Origin of the sequence: Pseudomonas sp. UMAB-08 (assembly GCF_900095225.1) — a bacterium.
Lineage (GTDB): Bacteria > Pseudomonadota > Gammaproteobacteria > Pseudomonadales > Pseudomonadaceae > Aquipseudomonas.
On record NZ_LT607435.1, the window covers coordinates 1 to 16,021 of the forward strand.

Consider the following 16,021-nt stretch of genomic DNA (forward strand, 5'->3'; position numbering starts at 1 on the left):
TTTCGATCCACAAGATCAAAACCTCTTCCTCGCCGCTTACCCCGGATAACTCTTTGATTTACAAGGAGTTTTCCGTTTCATCTGCTCCGGAAGAGGTGCGAATTATAGGCTCGAAAAAACTTACGTCAAGGGTTAAATCAGACCTATTCCAAATTAAGCGTAATTCGCCCAAAAGCCTTCTTACCGGCCTGGCAAACATGGGTCGCGCCGACCTTGAACACGAATGCGCGATCCACAACCTCACCATCTATACGCACGCCACCGGATGCCAGAAGATCCCGAGCAACCGCGGAGTTCTTGACCAAGCCTGCTTTATTAAGGACAGCCGCGATTGGCATGTCTTCCGTGGCCGCGAGACTGATCTCTGGCAAGTCATCAGGCAGGTCGCCGTCTTTCATGCGGTTGCCCGCCGAACGATGCGCAGTCGCAGCCGCCTCTTTGCCATGGAATCGGGCAACGATCTCTTCAGCCAGCTTGATTTTGATATCACGCGGATTCGCGCCCGCCGCGACATCGGCCTTGAAGCCATTGATCTCCTCCATAGAGAGGAAGCTCAGCAACTCGAAGTAGCGCCACATCAAGGCATCAGGGATTGAAACCAGCTTGCTGTACATAATGCCCGGTGCTTCCTGAATCCCTACATAGTTACCCAGGGACTTGGACATCTTCTTCACGCCATCCAGACCTTCCAATAAAGGCATGGTGAGAATGCACTGAGCTTCTTGCCCATAGGCGCGCTGCAATTCGCGCCCCATCAGCAGGTTGAACTTCTGATCGGTACCGCCCAGCTCGACATCGGCACGCAGCGCGACAGAATCGTAGCCCTGCACCAATGGATACATGAACTCATGGATGGCGATCGGCTGATTGGTCGAGTAGCGCTTATGGAAGTCATCGCGCTCAAGCATCCGCGCCACGGTGTACTGTGAAGACAGGCGAATGAAGTCAGCCGAACTCATTTGATCCATCCAGGTGGAGTTGAACGCCACCTCGGTCTTTGCCGGATCAAGAATCTTGAAAACCTGGGTTTTATAGGTCTCTGCGTTAGCCAGAACCTGTTCGCGCGTCAGCGGAGGCCGCGTCGCACTTTTGCCACTAGGATCGCCAATCATGCCGGTGAAGTCGCCAATCAGGAAAATGACCTGATGGCCCAACTCCTGGAACTGACGCAGCTTATTAATAAGCACGGTATGACCCAAATGCAGATCCGGGGCCGTAGGGTCAAACCCGGCCTTGATACGCAATGGCTGACCACGCTTAAGCTTTTCGACCAGTTCGGACTCGACCAGGAGTTCATCCGCACCGCGCTTGATCAGCGCTAGCTGCTCTTCAACCGACTTCATAACAGCCCCGTAATGGCTCATCTAAATGGGACCCAACCATACAAGATCAGGGCCCAATTACAAGTTTTTGCCCAGCACCCTCCGCCGAATCACAGACTGATGCGTTCGTAGGGTTGCTTCGAGCATGATTTGGTTATATTTTATACAGTTATTTATTCATCATCATGTCATTCATCTTTTCCAATTCATCTCTTCAAAGTCAGATTACCTATGATCAACACACCGCCCAAGGCGCCTCCGCTTTATCCGAAGAGCCACCTGCTCGCTGCCAGCGGCATCGCCGCCTTGCTGAGCCTGGCGCTTCTGGTCTTCCCGTCCAGCGACGTTGAAGCCAAAAAAACCACTCTGAACCTTGATCTGGAAACACCTGCCGATCAACTGACACAAGAACAAGACGCTCAAGAACAGATTCAGGCCACACCCGACGTCACTGCATCGCCATTCGCGCAGATCGAAAATGGCGCTGATGACACTCAGGAAACGGCCACCGCAGAACCTGTGAAGGTAGAGCCTGCCCCCACAGTTGTTGCCAAGAATCCGAATCACAAAGAAGTTGTCGTCTCCAGGGGTGACACCTTGTCGACCCTGTTCGAGAAAGTAGGTCTTCCTGCTTCCGCCGTGCACGAAGTACTGGCCAGCGACAAGCAAGCCAGGCAATTCAGCCAACTGAAGCACGGCCAGATTCTGCAGTTCGAGCTCTCCCCGCAAGGTCAGCTCAAACAACTGCACAGCAAGGTCAGCGACCTGGAAAGCATCAGCCTGTCCAAGTCCGACAAAGGCTATGCATTCAGCCGGGAAATCACCAAGCCGAGCATCCGCACAGCCTATGTTCACGGGGTTATCAACAGCTCGCTTTCCCAGTCGGCTCAACGTGCAGGTCTGTCCCACAGCATGACCATGGACATGGCCAGTGTTTTTGGCTACGACATCGACTTCGCTCAGGATATTCGCCAAGGCGACGAGTTCGATGTGATCTACGAGCAGAAAGTCATCAATGGCAAAACCGTCAGCACCGGCAACATCCTGTCAGCGCGTTTTACCAACCGCGGCAAAACGTACACCGCCGTTCGCTACACCAACAAGCAAGGTAACAGCAGCTACTACACCGCTGACGGCAACAGCATGCGCAAGGCTTTCATCCGCACCCCGGTAGACTTCGCCCGCATCAGCTCGATGTTCTCCATGGGCCGCAAACACCCGATTCTGAATAAGATCCGTGCCCACAAAGGCGTCGACTACGCAGCGCCTCGCGGCACACCGATCAAAGCAACAGGCGATGGCCAGGTTCTGTTGGCGGGTCGCCGTGGCGGCTACGGCAATACCGTAGTCATCAAGCATGGCAACACCTACCAGACCCTGTACGGGCATATGCAGGGTTTTGCCAAAGGTATACAAACCGGCAGCAATGTAAGACAGGGCCAGGTCATCGGCTATATTGGTACGACCGGGCTGTCGACCGGCCCGCACTTGCACTATGAGTTCCAGGTCAATGGCGTCCATGTCGACCCACTGGGCCAGAAATTGCCAATGGCCGACCCAATCGCCAAAGCTGAAAAGCAACGTTTCATGCAACAGAGCCAGCCGCTAATGGCCCGCATGGACCAAGAGAAATCCACCCTGCTCGCTTCGAACAAGCGCTAAGCCATGGCCTTCTATATAGGTGTGATGTCCGGGACCAGCCTTGATGGGCTGGATATCGCCCTGATAGAACAGGACGACCGACCAAGACTGCTGGCGACCCACTACATACCAATGCCAGATGATCTGCGCGCCGAGCTTCTCGGGCTATGCGCCAGTGGTATCGATGAGCTTGCCCGGGCCGCTATCACCGAGCAGAAGTGGGTGCATCTCGCCGCACAAGGTGTTCTGGCGCTGTTGAGCCAAGAGCAATTGTCCGCAGGCGAGATACGCGCCATCGGCAGTCATGGACAGACTATTCGTCATGAGCCCGCGCGCGGCTTCACCCTCCAGATTGGCAACCCCGCACTGCTCGCAGAGCTGACAGAGATCACCGTCGTCAGTGATTTCCGCCGCAGAGATGTGGCCGCAGGCGGACAAGGCGCACCGCTGGTGCCAGCGTTCCATGAAGCCCTTTTCGACAATCCGCTCGGCGCGCCACAGAATCATCGTGCGGTTCTTAATATAGGTGGCTTCAGCAACCTGAGCCTGCTGGAAGCCGACAAGCCCGTGTCCGGTTTCGACTGCGGACCAGGAAATGTCTTACTTGATGCCTGGATACAAGCACAACGCAGCCTGAGCTTTGACCGCGACGGTGCCTGGGCCGCGAGCGGCAAGATCGAGCCAGCGCTGCTGCAATCGCTACTCAGTGATCCGTTTTTCCTGACCCAAGGCCCTAAAAGTACAGGCCGCGACGTCTTCAATACTGGCTGGCTTCAACATCATCTGTTCCAACTGCCAACGTTCGCCCCCGAAGACATCCAGGCAACCTTGCTTGAGTTGACTGCGCTGACCATTACCCAGTCGCTGCAGATCGCACAGGCGCAAACCGACGAGCTATTGGTCTGTGGTGGCGGCGCGCACAACTCGGCGCTGATGGCGAGGCTGACCGCGTTGCTGCCTGACACCAAGGTCAGCAGTACAGCGGCCTATGGTGTAGACCCTGACTGGGTCGAAGCGATGGCTTTCGCCTGGCTGGCGCACTGCTGCCTTGAAGGTGTCCCCGGCAACCGACCCAGCGTCACCGGTGCTCGCGGCCTGCGCGTGCTAGGCGCCATCTACCCGGCATGACGCACACAGCAAAACGCCGCACATAAGCGCGGCGTTCTCTGACCAGCAAGCCAAATCAGACCGAGAATGACGAGCCGCAGCCACACGTGGTGGACGCATTCGGGTTTTTGATCACAAAGCGCGACCCTTCCAGCCCTTCCTGATAATCCACTTCTGCGCCTGCCAGGTACTGGAAGCTCATCGGGTCGACCACCAGGCTGACACCCTCACGCTCGACGATGGTGTCGTCATCCGCCACGTCTTCATCGAAAGTGAAGCCGTACTGAAAACCTGAACAGCCGCCACCTGTCACGAATACGCGCAGTTTCAGGCGATCATTGCCCTCTTCATCGACCAGGGTCTTCACCTTGTGCGCTGCACCGTGAGTGAATACCAATGCCGTAGGGGTGAAGGTTTCGACGCTCATGCTGAATATCTCCCGGCGCTATGCCGTCATAATGCGTAATGACCGGCATTATCCGCTTGACCTAGTAAATTGGTCAACTAATCACGGCAGCATGCCGGCATGGGAAAGACCCAAACGCTCGTCCAGACCGAACAGAATGTTCATATTCTGTACCGCTTGGCCTGATGCGCCCTTGACCAGATTGTCGATGACCGACAACACCACCACCAGATCACCACCTTGCGGACGGTGCACGGCAATTCGACAAACGTTGGCGCCACGTACGCTACGTGTTTCAGGATGGCTACCGGCCGGCATCACATCGACGAACGGCTCATTGGCATAGCGCTTTTCAAAAAGCGCCTGCAAATCCACCGACTTATCCGTCACCGTGGCGTAGAGCGTCGAGTGAATGCCCCGAATCATCGGTGTCAGGTGTGGAACGAAGGTCAAGCCGACATCCCCACCCGAGGCACGCCGCAGACCCTGCCTGATTTCAGGCAGGTGACGATGGCCTTTGACGGCGTACGCCTTAAAGCTTTCGCTGGTTTCAGAGTACAACGAGCCAACGCTGGCACCGCGCCCTGCACCGCTGACGCCTGACTTACAGTCGGCGATCAACCGGGAGGCATCAGCCAAGCCAGCTTCGAGCAACGGCAAAAAGCCCAGCTGTGTCGCGGTAGGGTAGCAACCGGGCACGGCAATCAGGCGCGCTTGCTTGATTTGCTCGCGATTGACTTCAGGCAAGCCGTAGACCGCCTCCTTAAGCAATTCAGGCGCGCCATGCGGCTGGCCGTACCATTTGGCCCACTCGTCTGCGTCTTCCAGGCGGAAATCTGCCGACAAGTCGATGACCTTGGTCCCGGCGTTCAACAGTTCGCCTGCCAACGCATGAGCAACACCGTGCGGGGTGGCAAAGAACACCACATCACAGGCACCCAGTGCTGCGATGTCTGGCACGCTGAAAGCCAGGCCATCGTAATGGCCTCGCAGGTTAGGGTACATGTCGGCCACGGCCAGCCCTGCCTCGGAGCGAGAAGTGATGACCACCACCTCAGCTTGCGGATGCTGTGCCAACAGACGTAGCAGCTCGACCCCGGTGTAACCCGTGCCGCCGACGATACCGACCTTGACCATAAACCTGCCCCTTCAACGAACCTAGTGGAAAACCATTGATAATATGGGCGTACGGCCTGAGGAACAACCGCGAACGTGACGTATGGCCGTTCATACCACTACTATTTGGCCACCGTGAACTTGGGAATAACCAAAAATGCTTTTTCTATGGCTCAAAGCCCTCCACATCGTCTCGATGGTCTGCTGGTTTGCAGGTCTGTTTTATCTGCCGAGATTGTTCGTTTATCACTCAATGAGCGAGGACGCCGCGAGCAGGGAACGGTTCTGCATCATGGAGCGCAAACTGTACCGGGGCATCATGGGTCCCGCGATGATTGCCACACTGGCATTCGGCATCTGGCTGATCAGCCTCAACCCCAGTGGTTATTTCAGCCAGGCCTGGATGCACGCCAAGCTGACGTTGGTGGTTCTGCTGATCGGTTATCACCATGTCTGCGGCGCGCAAGTCAAACGCTTCGCGCGTGGCGAGAAGGGTCGCAGCCACGTCTACTATCGCTGGTTCAATGAAATCCCTGTATTGATCTTGCTGGCTATCGTCATTTTGGTTGTGGTCAAACCTTTCTAATCAATAGCTGAATGCGTGGAGTAACGCTCATGTCACTGCCAGCCTTGCTTGAACAGTCCCTGCGTCTGCCCGTCGTGGCCGCACCGATGTTTCTGATCTCCAATCCGCAATTGGTGCTGGCGTGCTGCCGCAACGGGGTGGTCGGGAGTTTTCCGGCGCTTAACCAGCGCGAAAGCAGTGGGTTCAAAGCCTGGCTAGAGGAAATCGAAGCCGGGCTGGCAACGCTTGTGAATCCGGCGCCCTACGCAGTCAACCTGATCGTGCACAACAGCAACCCGCGTTTGCAGGCCGACCTGGCTATCTGCATCGAGCATAAAGTACCCATCGTGATCACCAGCCTCGGCGCGGTTAAAGAGCTGGTCGACGCGGTGCATGGTTACGGTGGTTTGGTGTTTCATGACGTGACCACTCGCCGCCATGCGGAAAAAGCAGCAGAAGCCGGCGTAGACGGTCTGATCGCTGTCGCGGCCGGCGCCGGGGGACATGCCGGCACCTGGAGTCCTTTTTCGCTCATTGCCGAGATCCGTCAGTTCTTCGATAAAACCTTGTTGCTGGCGGGCTGTTTAAACCACGGCCACGAGATTCTTGCCGCGCAATTGCTTGGCGCGGATCTGGCCTACTTCGGTACACGCTTTATCGCGACCCGTGAGAGCCATGCGCCGGACGCTTACAAAGAGATGCTGCTGACCTCCAAAGCCGCCGATATCGTCCATACCGCTGCGGTCTCCGGCGTACCTGCCAGCTTCATGCGTAAAAGTCTGGAGAATGCAGGTTTTGACCTCGCGGCGCTGCAAGGCAAGGGCGAAGTCGACTTCGGTTCGAAGCTCAAACCCATCAGCGATGAAGCAAAAGCCTGGAAAACCGTATGGTCCGCGGGGCAAGGCGTTGGTGATATTAACGATCTGCCCAGCGTCGACGAACTGATTGCCCGCATGGATGCTGAATACCGTCAGGCGCAAACACGCTCAGCAGACCTGGCCAGACACTGGCCGCGCTGATCGCTCGCCCGCAGCCGCTTTTTCGGCTGGCGTCAGGCTCAGATGCGTTAGCAATAACTCTGTTTTACCCAGACAAGGAAGCCAAGCATGGCCGAAACCCACTTCAAGATTGTCTTCGAAGGGCAACTGCGCACTGGCGTCGACATCGAGACCGCCAAACTGAATATGGCTGGCCTGTTCAAACGCGAACTATCAGCCGTCGAAAAGCTGTTCAGCGGCCAGCCCGTTGCGCTCAAGCGCGGGCTGTCGCAAGAGCAAGCCCTGCACTACCTGAGCGCATTGAATGATGCAGGCCTCGAAGCACGGATTGAGCCGGACCCCACCATCAGTTTGAGCCTGGAAGAGATCGACGAGCCCACCCCGTATAGAGCGCCTGAAGAACCGCAGCACGAAGCATCGCCTTATGCTCCGCCACGGGCTCAGGTGGGTGCAACATGGCCAGAGTTTGGCGAACTCAAGGTGTTCACCGTTCAAGGCCGGATCGGTCGTTTACGCTATCTGGCCTGGACCCTGGTACTCATGGTCGCCATTATTGCCGTTACCGGCGTATGCGCAGCGATCCTGACGAGCTCACTGGTAGGCGGTGGATTGCTTATTGCCATCGCAGCGATCGGCTTTTTTATCGTCAGTGTGCAGATCGGTGTGCAGCGGCTGCATGATGTCGGCTGGTCCGGCTGGCTGTTGCTGATCAATCTCGTGCCATTCGTGGGCAGCCTGTTTCCGATCCTGATGATGGTCATCCCAGGCAACACCGGCGCCAACCAGTACGGAGCGCCGCAACCACCCAACACCACGGCGGTAAAAGTCCTCGCCTCTTTGTGGCTGGCAATTATCGCCATCCTGATGGTCGGCGCATTCGTCGGCGGCATTTCCACGTTCGAGAGCGAAGTGCAATCCACCGCGAGCGAGTACGAAAATATCCTGCCTTACGACGATGATAACGATAGCGACACCGCGCAACCCGCCAACAGCCAGCGTCTGTAGACTATAAAGATGAATAACGCGCCCGCTTGAGCCCGACGCACACTGCCGTGGCTCGCGGTCGCTGCCTGGAGAATATGCATGACCCGTTACGCCCTGATCACTGGCGCCTCCAGCGGCATCGGCCTGGCCATGGCCGAAGCCTTGGCGCGCCGTGGTCGCAGCCTGATTCTGGTGGCCCGTCAACGGGACCTGCTGGAAAGCATTGCCATTGAGTTGAACCAGCGTTTTGGTGTCGAGGTCCTGTTTCGAGGCTGCGACCTGGGGGAGCCACTGCGTCTTTCCGGTTTCTTGCTGGAACTCGAAGAAGGCGAACGACAGATCGATTTGCTGGTGAACTGCGCAGGCATCGGTACCTGCGGACCGTTTTTGGCTCAGGATTGGGGCCAGGAACAGGACTTGATCGAGCTGAACATACTGGCGCTCACCCGCCTGTGTCATGCCCTCGGCAATACCATGGCGGTCCAGGGTGGCGGGCAGATACTCAATGTCGCCTCGGTAGCAGCCTTTAAACCCGGCCCCTGGATGAGCAGCTATCACGCCAGCAAGGCCTATGTGCTGCACTTTTCCGAAGGGTTACGTGAAGAACTGAAAAAAACCGGTGTGAAAATTTCAGTCCTGTGTCCTGGCCCGACCCGCACCGAGTTTTTCCGCAATGCGCATTTGGAAGTCGGCAAGCTGGAACGCAGCAAAAGGATGATGAGCCCCGAAGAAGTCGCGCTTCATACGGTGCGGGCACTGGCGAAAAATCGCGCAGTGATCATTCCCGGTTGGCGTAATAAGCTGTTGGCGTTTACCCCCCGTCTGGGCCCGCGCTGGCTGACCCGGAAAATATCCGGCGCGATCAACAAGACGTACTGCCCGCGCTAAAGAGCTGGGCGTGATCCCTGCCCCTCAGTACACTCAAGCACTTATCAAAACGGAGAAATGGTTGTGGAGACTCTGTTCACCAAGATCATCAATAGAGAGATACCAGCAAAAATCATCTACGAAGATGACCAGGTGCTGGCCTTTCACGATATTGCCCCGCAAGCGCCGGTGCATTTTCTGGTCATTCCGAAAAAAGCGATCCGCACGCTTAACGACGTGACCGAAGATGACAAAGGGCTGCTCGGTCATGTCCTGTTCACTGCGCAACGTCTGGCCAAAGAACTGGGCTGCGACGACGGCTTCCGGGTAGTCATGAACTGTAATGAGCTGGGCGGGCAGACCGTCTATCACATTCACATGCACGTACTGGGTCAGCGCCAGATGCATTGGCCGCCGGGCTGATTCACCGTTTAAACGACTTACCCCCGCCGAGACAGCCTGTGCAGACCCGGCGGGCTGATCCAGCTCAAGCCGCGCCCGACTGATTCGGGTAAACTGGCCGCCGTGGATTTATCCGGAGGTGCCCATGGCTACCGAACGTCACTACTCCCCTGTTGACCGTCTCTTATTGCAAGCCGATGCTGCGATGCGCACGCTGCTGCCTTTCAGCGTGCAACCGTATCGACCATCACCCGCCATTGTTCAGTCCGAAACCAAGATGAGCGACGTCGATACCCGACACGTTGCAGGCCTGATGCGCATCAACCATACCGGCGAGGTCTGCGCGCAAGCGCTGTACCAGGGCCAGGCGCTGACCGCCAAGTTACCGAAAGTGCGGGCAGCCATGGAACACGCGGCCGAAGAAGAGATTGACCATCTGGTCTGGTGCGAACAACGCATCCACCAATTGGGCAGTCACACCAGCGTGCTCAACCCACTGTTCTATGGCATTTCCTTCGGGATCGGTGCCGCCGCTGGCATGATCAGCGACCGGGTCAGCCTGGGGTTCGTCGCCGCGACCGAAGATCAGGTCTGCAAGCACCTGAACGATCATTTGCAGCAGTTGCCTGCCGAAGACGAAAAGTCCCGGGCCATTCTCGAGCAGATGCGCATTGATGAAGAACGCCACGCCGAAAGCGCGCTGGATGCCGGTGGATTTCGTTTTCCGGCGCCGATCAAATTCGGTATGAGCTTGCTGGCCAAGGTCATGACCAAAAGTACGTATCGGATATAAACACCGCGCCATGACGGCAGACACAAGAAAGGCGCCTCGATGGGCGCCTTTCTTCTTTGTACTGACGAATCCGGACAATCTTAAACGTTGACGTTGCGTCCGTAGAAGATTTCCAGCATTTCGTGCTTCACGCGCTCGGTAACCTGATCACGCTGTTCGGTCGACAAGTTGCTGGTCGCATCACCGAACAGGTAGTCATCCAGTTCGAAGTTCTTGAGCAGCATCTTGGTGTGGAACAGGTTCTCCTGGTAAACGTTCACGTCGGTCATCTGGTAACCGGCGCGCGTGTCCACAGAGAGGTAATTCTGGATCGAGTTTATCTCGTGATCGATGAAGTGTTTTTTACCTTCAACGTCACGGGTGAAGCCACGCACACGATAGTCGACGGTGACGATGTCGGAATCGAACTGGTGGATCAGGTAGTTGAGCGCCTTGAGCGGTGAAATCACCCCACAGGTCGACACGTCAATGTCCACACGGAATGTCGCGATGCCATCGACCGGGTGAATTTCCGGGTAGGTGTGCACCGTGATATGGCTCTTGTCGAGATGCGCCAGGATGGTCTCTGGCAGCGGTCCCGGGGACTCTTCGATCTGGCTGTCGGTAGGCGTCACCGGCTGCTCGGAGATCAGAATGGTCACGCTAGCACCTTGCGGGTCGTAATCCTGACGGGCGATGTTCAGGATGTTGGCGCCAATGATATCGACAACCTCGGTGAGGATCTGCGTCAGGCGTTCGGCGTCGTACTCGTGATTGATGTACTCGACGTAAGCTTGCTGGTCCTGCGGAGTTTCCGCATAGCAGATGTCATAGATGTTGAAGCTCAAGGTCTTTGTCAGGTTATTGAACCCGTGGAGCTTGAGTTTGCTTTTCACCGTTAAAAACTCTCTATATATATGCGGCCCGGGCCGCGTGATCAAGCATGCCCGTCAGATGAGGCCGGCTCATCTGCGTAGGACGGTTAACACCTCTTCGCGGTGGCGATTTTGGTTGTCCGTTCGGGGGCGACTATAGCCTTGGTAAAGCGGGTCGCACCCTGAAAAAGTGGCGCATTATGCCGACGTCGGCGCCTGTCGGCTAGCGTGTATCGTAAAGTGTGCGCCGCTTTTGTGAAAGTTGGGTGTCGTTTCAGCCCAGTTCGATGATTTCATAGTCGTGGGTAATTTCCACACCGGCATTACCGAGCATGATTGAAGCCGAACAATACTTCTCGGCAGACAGCTCGATAGCGCGTTTGACCTGAGCCTCTTTCAAGCCTCGGCCCTTGACCACAAAGTGCAGATGGATTTTGGTGAACACCTTTGGGTCTTCGCTCGCGCGCTCGGCTTCCAGAAACGCCTCGCAGCTTTCTACTGGCTGACGGGACTTCTTCAGGATGCTGACCACGTCGAAGTTACTGCAACCGCCCAAGCCGAGCAGGAGCATTTCCATAGGACGCACGCCCAGATTGCGACCGCCGCTTTCCGGCGGACCGTCCATTACCACCACATGACCGCTACCGGATTCACCGAGGAACATGGCTTCGCCAGCCCATTGGATGCGTGCCTTCATCGCCAACACTCCACTGCTAAAAAAGTGGTCGCCAGCTTAGCACAGGGCCACGCTTTCACTGGATGTCCGGTTAAATGTCCGCTCGAAATAAGCCTGTAGGAAATTTCCCAAAAAACAACAAACTCTCCTGATAAGCTGCGACAAATCACCCGCACGGCCGATACCCATAAGGATGCCGTGTGGCGCAGTACTTTTTCGGGATACATGCATGGTTGCTATAACCCTTACACCCAAAATAAAAAACCTCGACACACTTCTCGGCCATTGCCAGCGACGCCGTTACTCCGCCAAACACAACATTATTTGCGCAGGTGATCGCTCTGAGTCGCTGTTCTTCATCATCAAAGGCTCTGTCACCATCCTGATCGAGAACGACGAGGGTCGGGAGATGATTGTCGCGTACCTGAATGCCGGCGATTTCTTTGGTGAGCTGGGCCTGTTTGACCGGATCGGGCACGAGGTAGAGCGCAGCGCCTGGGTTCGCACCAAAACCGAGTGCGAAGTGGCTGAGATCAGCTACAGCAAATTCCGCGAAGTCACACAGCAAGAGCCGGATATTATCTACGCCATCGGTAGCCAGATGGCTGACCGGTTACGCAATACCACGCGAAAAGTCGGCGACCTGGCGTTTCTCGACGTCACCGGAAGGGTCGCACGCAGCTTGCTGGATCTGTGTAAGCAACCCGATGCCATGACCCACCCCGACGGGATGCAGATCAAGATTACCCGCCAGGAAATCGGGCGCATTGTCGGGTGCTCAAGGGAAATGGTCGGCCGTGTGCTCAAGGCACTGCAAGAGCAGAACCTGGTGCACGTCAAAGGCAAAACCATGGTGGTGTTTGGTACGCGCTAAGCGAACCGGGCAGCTTAAAACCCTGTAAGGATCTTTTGATAGCGCTCGGCTAACTGGTCCAGCACATCAGCCGCCGGGAAGGCTTCATGCAGGGCAATGTGGCTGTGGGCGCGGACTCGTTGATCCTGCTCGCAGATCTGGTTGAAGCGATTGACCGCCTCGACCATTTGCTCGCGCTCGTTGTCCAGCAGCAACGCGCCATGAGCCAGTACGACGGGGCGTTGCCCGCCCTGACTCTGCCGCCAACGCTGAGCCGTACCGACCATTTTCCGGCCGTCCAGGTTGACGTTGAAACGTCCGTCACAGAAGGCACCGTCCACTTCCCCGAGCGAAGCGGCGCCGCCCAGTTCGATCAGCACATCACAGATCGGCTGACACAGACGGTTGTAGGCATTTTCGATCCGGTCGCGGTCATTGTCACTGCGCGGCTGGGCGTAAACCAATGCGATGTTCACCACCGCCGGTGATTGAGGGACCGGTTCGCCACCGCTTTCACGCAGCAGTATCGGCCACCCGCTGACCGCCAATGCTTCGGTAGCCTGTTCAAAACCTGCGAGACGGCTCATCCGGCGCGGCATCACCAAGGCCCGGTCAAGCGGTCGCCATAACAGCAAACCGTACTCGAACTCGCCGGCACACACAGCGGCGAGCAAATCCTGCTCGGCCTGCAGGCCTGCCTCGACGGAGATATCAATGACTTTGTCTAACATGCTGGCTTCTCTGTAGGCGCTGCGTCAGGGCTATCCGCTTAATTACTGATCAACGGCCCACGCTCAGGGAAGAACAAGCGTTGCAGTTCAGCCCCCGGGTGTTGCTTACGCATGAACGCTTCACCCACCAGGAATGAGTAGACCCCGCTGACTTCCATCAGCTCGACATCCGCGCGATTAAAAATGCCGCTTTCGGTGATGACCAAACGATCACTCGGAATCTGCGGCAGCAGGTCCAGCGTCGTTTCCAGGTTGACGTCAAAGGTGTGCAGATTACGGTTGTTGATGCCCACCAACGGCGTATCCAGTGTTTTGAGGGCGCGTTCCAGCTCAGCGGCATCGTGCACTTCGACCAGCACGTCGAGGCCCACGCTTTTGGCGACGGCGGCCAACTCGGCCATCTTCGAATCGTCCAGCGCGGAAACGATCAGCAACACGCAGTCGGCGCCCAATGCGCGGGCTTCGACGATCTGATACGGATCGATCATGAAGTCCTTACGAATCACCGGCAGACTGCAGGCGGCACGCGCCTGTTGCAGGTAAGCATCGGCACCTTGAAAGAAATCAATGTCGGTCAGAACAGACAGACAGGTTGCCCCACCCGCTTGATAACTTTTGGCGATGTCAGCAGGAAGAAAGTTTTCCCGGATCACGCCTTTGCTCGGCGATGCTTTTTTGATTTCAGCGATGACCGCAGGGTGCTTACTCTTGGCCTGCTTGATCAACGCCTTGGCAAAGCCGCGTGGCGCGTCGGCCAATGCCGCTTGGCGCTCAAGCTCGGCAAGGCTCACTATGGCACTGCGGGCAGCAACTTCCTCAACCTTGCGGGCGAGAATTTTTTCCAGAACCGTCGGCACACTCATCCTTCATTCTCCTGCTTGAATACCGCGGTAAAGGCACCCAACTCTTCCAGTTTTTCGCGGGCAAGGCCGGTGTGCAGCGCATCGTGGGCCAGTGCAACGCCCTCTTTCAACGTAGACGCATGATCAGCAGCATAGAGAGCTGCGCCCGCATTGAGCACGATCATTTCGGCCGCTTTCTGCCCGTTTTCGGTCTTGCGTCGCCCCAAGGCATCGCGAATCAACTCCAGCGACGCAGCAGGGCTTTCAACGGCCAGGCCGATCAGGCTCTGGCTTTTTATGCCCACATCTTCCGGCTGGACCCAGTATTCAGTCACTTCACCATTTTTCAGCTCGGCCACGAAGGTCGGTGCGGCGAGGCTGAACTCGTCCAGACCATCCTGGGAGTGCACCACCAACACGTGCTTACTGCCCAGACGAAGCAAGACTTCGGCCAACGGCCGGCACAGCGCCTGACTGAACACCCCAACCACCTGATGGCGGACGCCAGCCGGATTCGTAAGCGGGCCAAGCATATTAAACAGGGTGCGCAATCCGAGGTCACGGCGCGGGCCAGCGGCGTATTTCATTGCGCCGTGGTGGGACTGGGCAAACATGAAACCGATGCCCACGTTTTCGATACAGCGCGCCACTTGCACAGGCGTCAGGTTCAAATAGATACCCGCCGCCTCAAGCAGATCGGCGCTGCCACTTTTGCCGGAAACAGCGCGGTTACCGTGCTTGGCGACCGTGCAACCGGCCGCCGCGACCACGAAGGACGATGCCGTGGAAACGTTAAAAATATTCGCGCCATCGCCGCCCGTGCCAACCACATCGACCACGCCGTCGAGGGTTTTGAGCTCGACTTTGCTGGCCAACTCGCGCATGACTGAAACAGCACCGACGATCTCATCAATGCTTTCGCTTTTCATGCGCATGGCCATCATGAAGGCGCCTATCTGCGCTTCAGTACACTGACCCGTCATGATTTCACGCATGACGTCGCGCATTTCTTCGGTGCTCAAATCAAGCTGGTTGACGATGCGAGCCAGCGCGCCTTTGATATCCATAGCCATAACCTTGAAAGCCCCTTAACCCTGACGGCTGCCGCCAGTTTGCTTGAGGAAGTTGGCGAACAGCTCATGTCCCTGCTCGGTAAGAATCGACTCAGGGTGAAACTGCACCCCCTCGATATTCAGCGTCTTGTGCCGCAGGCCCATGATTTCATCGACCGAACCGTCTTCAAGCTCGGTCCAGGCGGTCACCTCCAGGCAATCGGGCAGGGTTTCGCGCTTGACGATCAGGGAATGATAACGGGTAACCGTCAACGGATGATTCAAGCCTTCGAATACGCCAAGGTCTTCATGAATTACCGGACTGGTCTTGCCATGCATCACTTGCCGCGCCCGCACGACATCACCCCCAAATGCCTGACCAATAGACTGATGGCCCAGGCACACGCCCAGAATCGGCAACTTACCGGCGAAGTGCTTGATCACCTCCAGCGATACGCCCGCTTCAGTCGGGGTGCATGGGCCAGGGGAAATCACAATGCGTTCTGGGTTCAGGGCTTCGATCTCGGCAATGCTCAGCTCGTCGTTGCGGATCACTTTGACCTCGGCACCCAACTCACCCAGGTATTGCACGACGTTATAAGTAAACGAGTCGTAGTTATCAATCATCAGCAACATGTGTTTAACCTCTCGAAATTACTGACGTCTTAAGCAGCCCGTGAACAATGTCAGCTTCGCGTTTACCAGCAAGGCGTAAGCCTGGCTGTGAGTCTGGACGATTGACACAGTATGTGCAGGCGCTGCCGAAGACTGCGATAGCGGGGTGTCTGAAAAACACCGCATCAAGCCATTCG

Annotated in this window: 18 protein-coding genes; 9 read left to right on the forward strand and 9 right to left on the reverse strand. The window is 56.7% G+C overall.

The window, feature by feature from the left end; genetic code table 11:
* Positions 1 to 143: 143 nt before the first annotated feature.
* Positions 144 to 1,343, reverse strand: coding sequence for a tyrosine--tRNA ligase (tyrS, locus tag K0F75_RS23355; protein WP_219064332.1), 1,200 nt, complete (start codon positions 1,341 to 1,343; stop codon positions 144 to 146).
* Between the two features lie 210 nt (positions 1,344 to 1,553).
* Between tyrS and K0F75_RS23360 the strand changes: the two genes are divergently transcribed.
* Both K0F75_RS23360 and K0F75_RS23365 read left to right on the forward strand, forming a co-directional pair.
* Positions 1,554 to 2,984, forward strand: a complete 1,431-nt coding sequence (locus K0F75_RS23360; RefSeq protein ID WP_219064333.1) for a peptidoglycan DD-metalloendopeptidase family protein — start codon at positions 1,554 to 1,556, stop codon at positions 2,982 to 2,984.
* Positions 2,985 to 2,987: 3 nt separating this feature from the next.
* Positions 2,988 to 4,091, forward strand: coding sequence for an anhydro-N-acetylmuramic acid kinase (locus tag K0F75_RS23365; protein WP_219064334.1), 1,104 nt, complete (start codon positions 2,988 to 2,990; stop codon positions 4,089 to 4,091).
* A 55-nt stretch (positions 4,092 to 4,146) separates the two neighbouring features.
* Here the strand turns inward: K0F75_RS23365 and erpA are convergent, their stop codons facing one another.
* Complete coding sequence (gene erpA / locus K0F75_RS23370) at positions 4,147 to 4,497, reverse strand: iron-sulfur cluster insertion protein ErpA (protein WP_219064335.1); 351 nt, start codon at positions 4,495 to 4,497, stop codon at positions 4,147 to 4,149.
* Between the two features lie 81 nt (positions 4,498 to 4,578).
* On the reverse strand, positions 4,579 to 5,613 hold the full coding sequence (gene argC, locus K0F75_RS23375) for an N-acetyl-gamma-glutamyl-phosphate reductase (RefSeq protein ID WP_219064336.1): 1,035 nt from the start codon (positions 5,611 to 5,613) through the stop codon (positions 4,579 to 4,581).
* 136 nt (positions 5,614 to 5,749) lie between these two features.
* Between argC and hemJ the strand changes: the two genes are divergently transcribed.
* The 6 genes from hemJ (at position 5,750) to coq7 (ending at position 10,201) form a co-directional block, all read left to right on the forward strand.
* On the forward strand, positions 5,750 to 6,178 hold the full coding sequence (hemJ, locus tag K0F75_RS23380) for a protoporphyrinogen oxidase HemJ (protein WP_219064337.1): 429 nt from the start codon (positions 5,750 to 5,752) through the stop codon (positions 6,176 to 6,178).
* A 29-nt stretch (positions 6,179 to 6,207) separates the two neighbouring features.
* Positions 6,208 to 7,176 carry a nitronate monooxygenase family protein gene (locus tag K0F75_RS23385; RefSeq protein WP_219064338.1) on the forward strand — a complete coding sequence of 323 codons (969 nt, stop codon included), beginning with the start codon at positions 6,208 to 6,210 and terminating at the stop codon, positions 7,174 to 7,176.
* Between the two features lie 87 nt (positions 7,177 to 7,263).
* Positions 7,264 to 8,160, forward strand: a complete 897-nt coding sequence (locus K0F75_RS23390) for a DUF805 domain-containing protein (protein ID WP_219064339.1) — start codon at positions 7,264 to 7,266, stop codon at positions 8,158 to 8,160.
* A gap of 78 nt (positions 8,161 to 8,238) precedes the next feature.
* Positions 8,239 to 9,027 (forward strand): SDR family oxidoreductase, encoded by a 789-nt coding sequence (locus K0F75_RS23395; protein ID WP_219064340.1) that lies wholly within the window; start codon positions 8,239 to 8,241, stop codon positions 9,025 to 9,027.
* Positions 9,028 to 9,090: 63 nt separating this feature from the next.
* Positions 9,091 to 9,429, forward strand: a complete 339-nt coding sequence (locus K0F75_RS23400) for a histidine triad nucleotide-binding protein (RefSeq protein WP_219064341.1) — start codon at positions 9,091 to 9,093, stop codon at positions 9,427 to 9,429.
* Between the two features lie 124 nt (positions 9,430 to 9,553).
* Positions 9,554 to 10,201, forward strand: coding sequence for a 2-polyprenyl-3-methyl-6-methoxy-1,4-benzoquinone monooxygenase (gene coq7 / locus K0F75_RS23405; RefSeq protein ID WP_219064342.1), 648 nt, complete (start codon positions 9,554 to 9,556; stop codon positions 10,199 to 10,201).
* Between the two features lie 80 nt (positions 10,202 to 10,281).
* On the opposite strand, the gene speD is transcribed toward coq7, so the two are convergent.
* Together speD and K0F75_RS23415 are read right to left on the reverse strand one after the other, a co-directional pair.
* Positions 10,282 to 11,076: an adenosylmethionine decarboxylase gene (gene speD, locus K0F75_RS23410; protein WP_219064343.1), complete on the reverse strand. Its 795-nt coding sequence runs from the start codon at positions 11,074 to 11,076 to the stop codon at positions 10,282 to 10,284.
* A gap of 253 nt (positions 11,077 to 11,329) precedes the next feature.
* On the reverse strand, positions 11,330 to 11,752 hold the full coding sequence (locus K0F75_RS23415) for an OsmC family protein (protein WP_219064344.1): 423 nt from the start codon (positions 11,750 to 11,752) through the stop codon (positions 11,330 to 11,332).
* 208 nt (positions 11,753 to 11,960) lie between these two features.
* On the opposite strand from K0F75_RS23415, the gene crp reads away from it, so the two are divergent.
* Complete coding sequence (gene crp / locus K0F75_RS23420) at positions 11,961 to 12,605, forward strand: cAMP-activated global transcriptional regulator CRP (RefSeq protein WP_219064345.1); 645 nt, start codon at positions 11,961 to 11,963, stop codon at positions 12,603 to 12,605.
* Between the two features lie 14 nt (positions 12,606 to 12,619).
* Here the strand turns inward: crp and K0F75_RS23425 are convergent, their stop codons facing one another.
* Genes K0F75_RS23425 through K0F75_RS23440 form a run of 4 tightly spaced genes read right to left on the reverse strand, consistent with a single transcriptional unit; the run spans position 12,620 to position 15,845 of the window.
* On the reverse strand, positions 12,620 to 13,315 hold the full coding sequence (locus tag K0F75_RS23425) for a lipoate--protein ligase family protein (protein WP_219064346.1): 696 nt from the start codon (positions 13,313 to 13,315) through the stop codon (positions 12,620 to 12,622).
* Positions 13,316 to 13,353: 38 nt separating this feature from the next.
* On the reverse strand, positions 13,354 to 14,178 hold the full coding sequence (gene trpC, locus K0F75_RS23430; RefSeq protein WP_219064347.1) for an indole-3-glycerol phosphate synthase TrpC: 825 nt from the start codon (positions 14,176 to 14,178) through the stop codon (positions 13,354 to 13,356).
* The gene (trpD, locus tag K0F75_RS23435; protein ID WP_219064348.1) at positions 14,175 to 15,224 is read right to left on the reverse strand and encodes an anthranilate phosphoribosyltransferase; all 1,050 of its coding nucleotides are present in this window, start codon (positions 15,222 to 15,224) and stop codon (positions 14,175 to 14,177) included. Before trpD ends, trpC begins: the two co-directional genes overlap by 4 nt.
* Before the next feature lie 21 nt (positions 15,225 to 15,245).
* Positions 15,246 to 15,845, reverse strand: coding sequence for an aminodeoxychorismate/anthranilate synthase component II (locus K0F75_RS23440; RefSeq protein WP_219064349.1), 600 nt, complete (start codon positions 15,843 to 15,845; stop codon positions 15,246 to 15,248).
* Between the last annotated feature and the right edge of the window lie 176 nt (positions 15,846 to 16,021).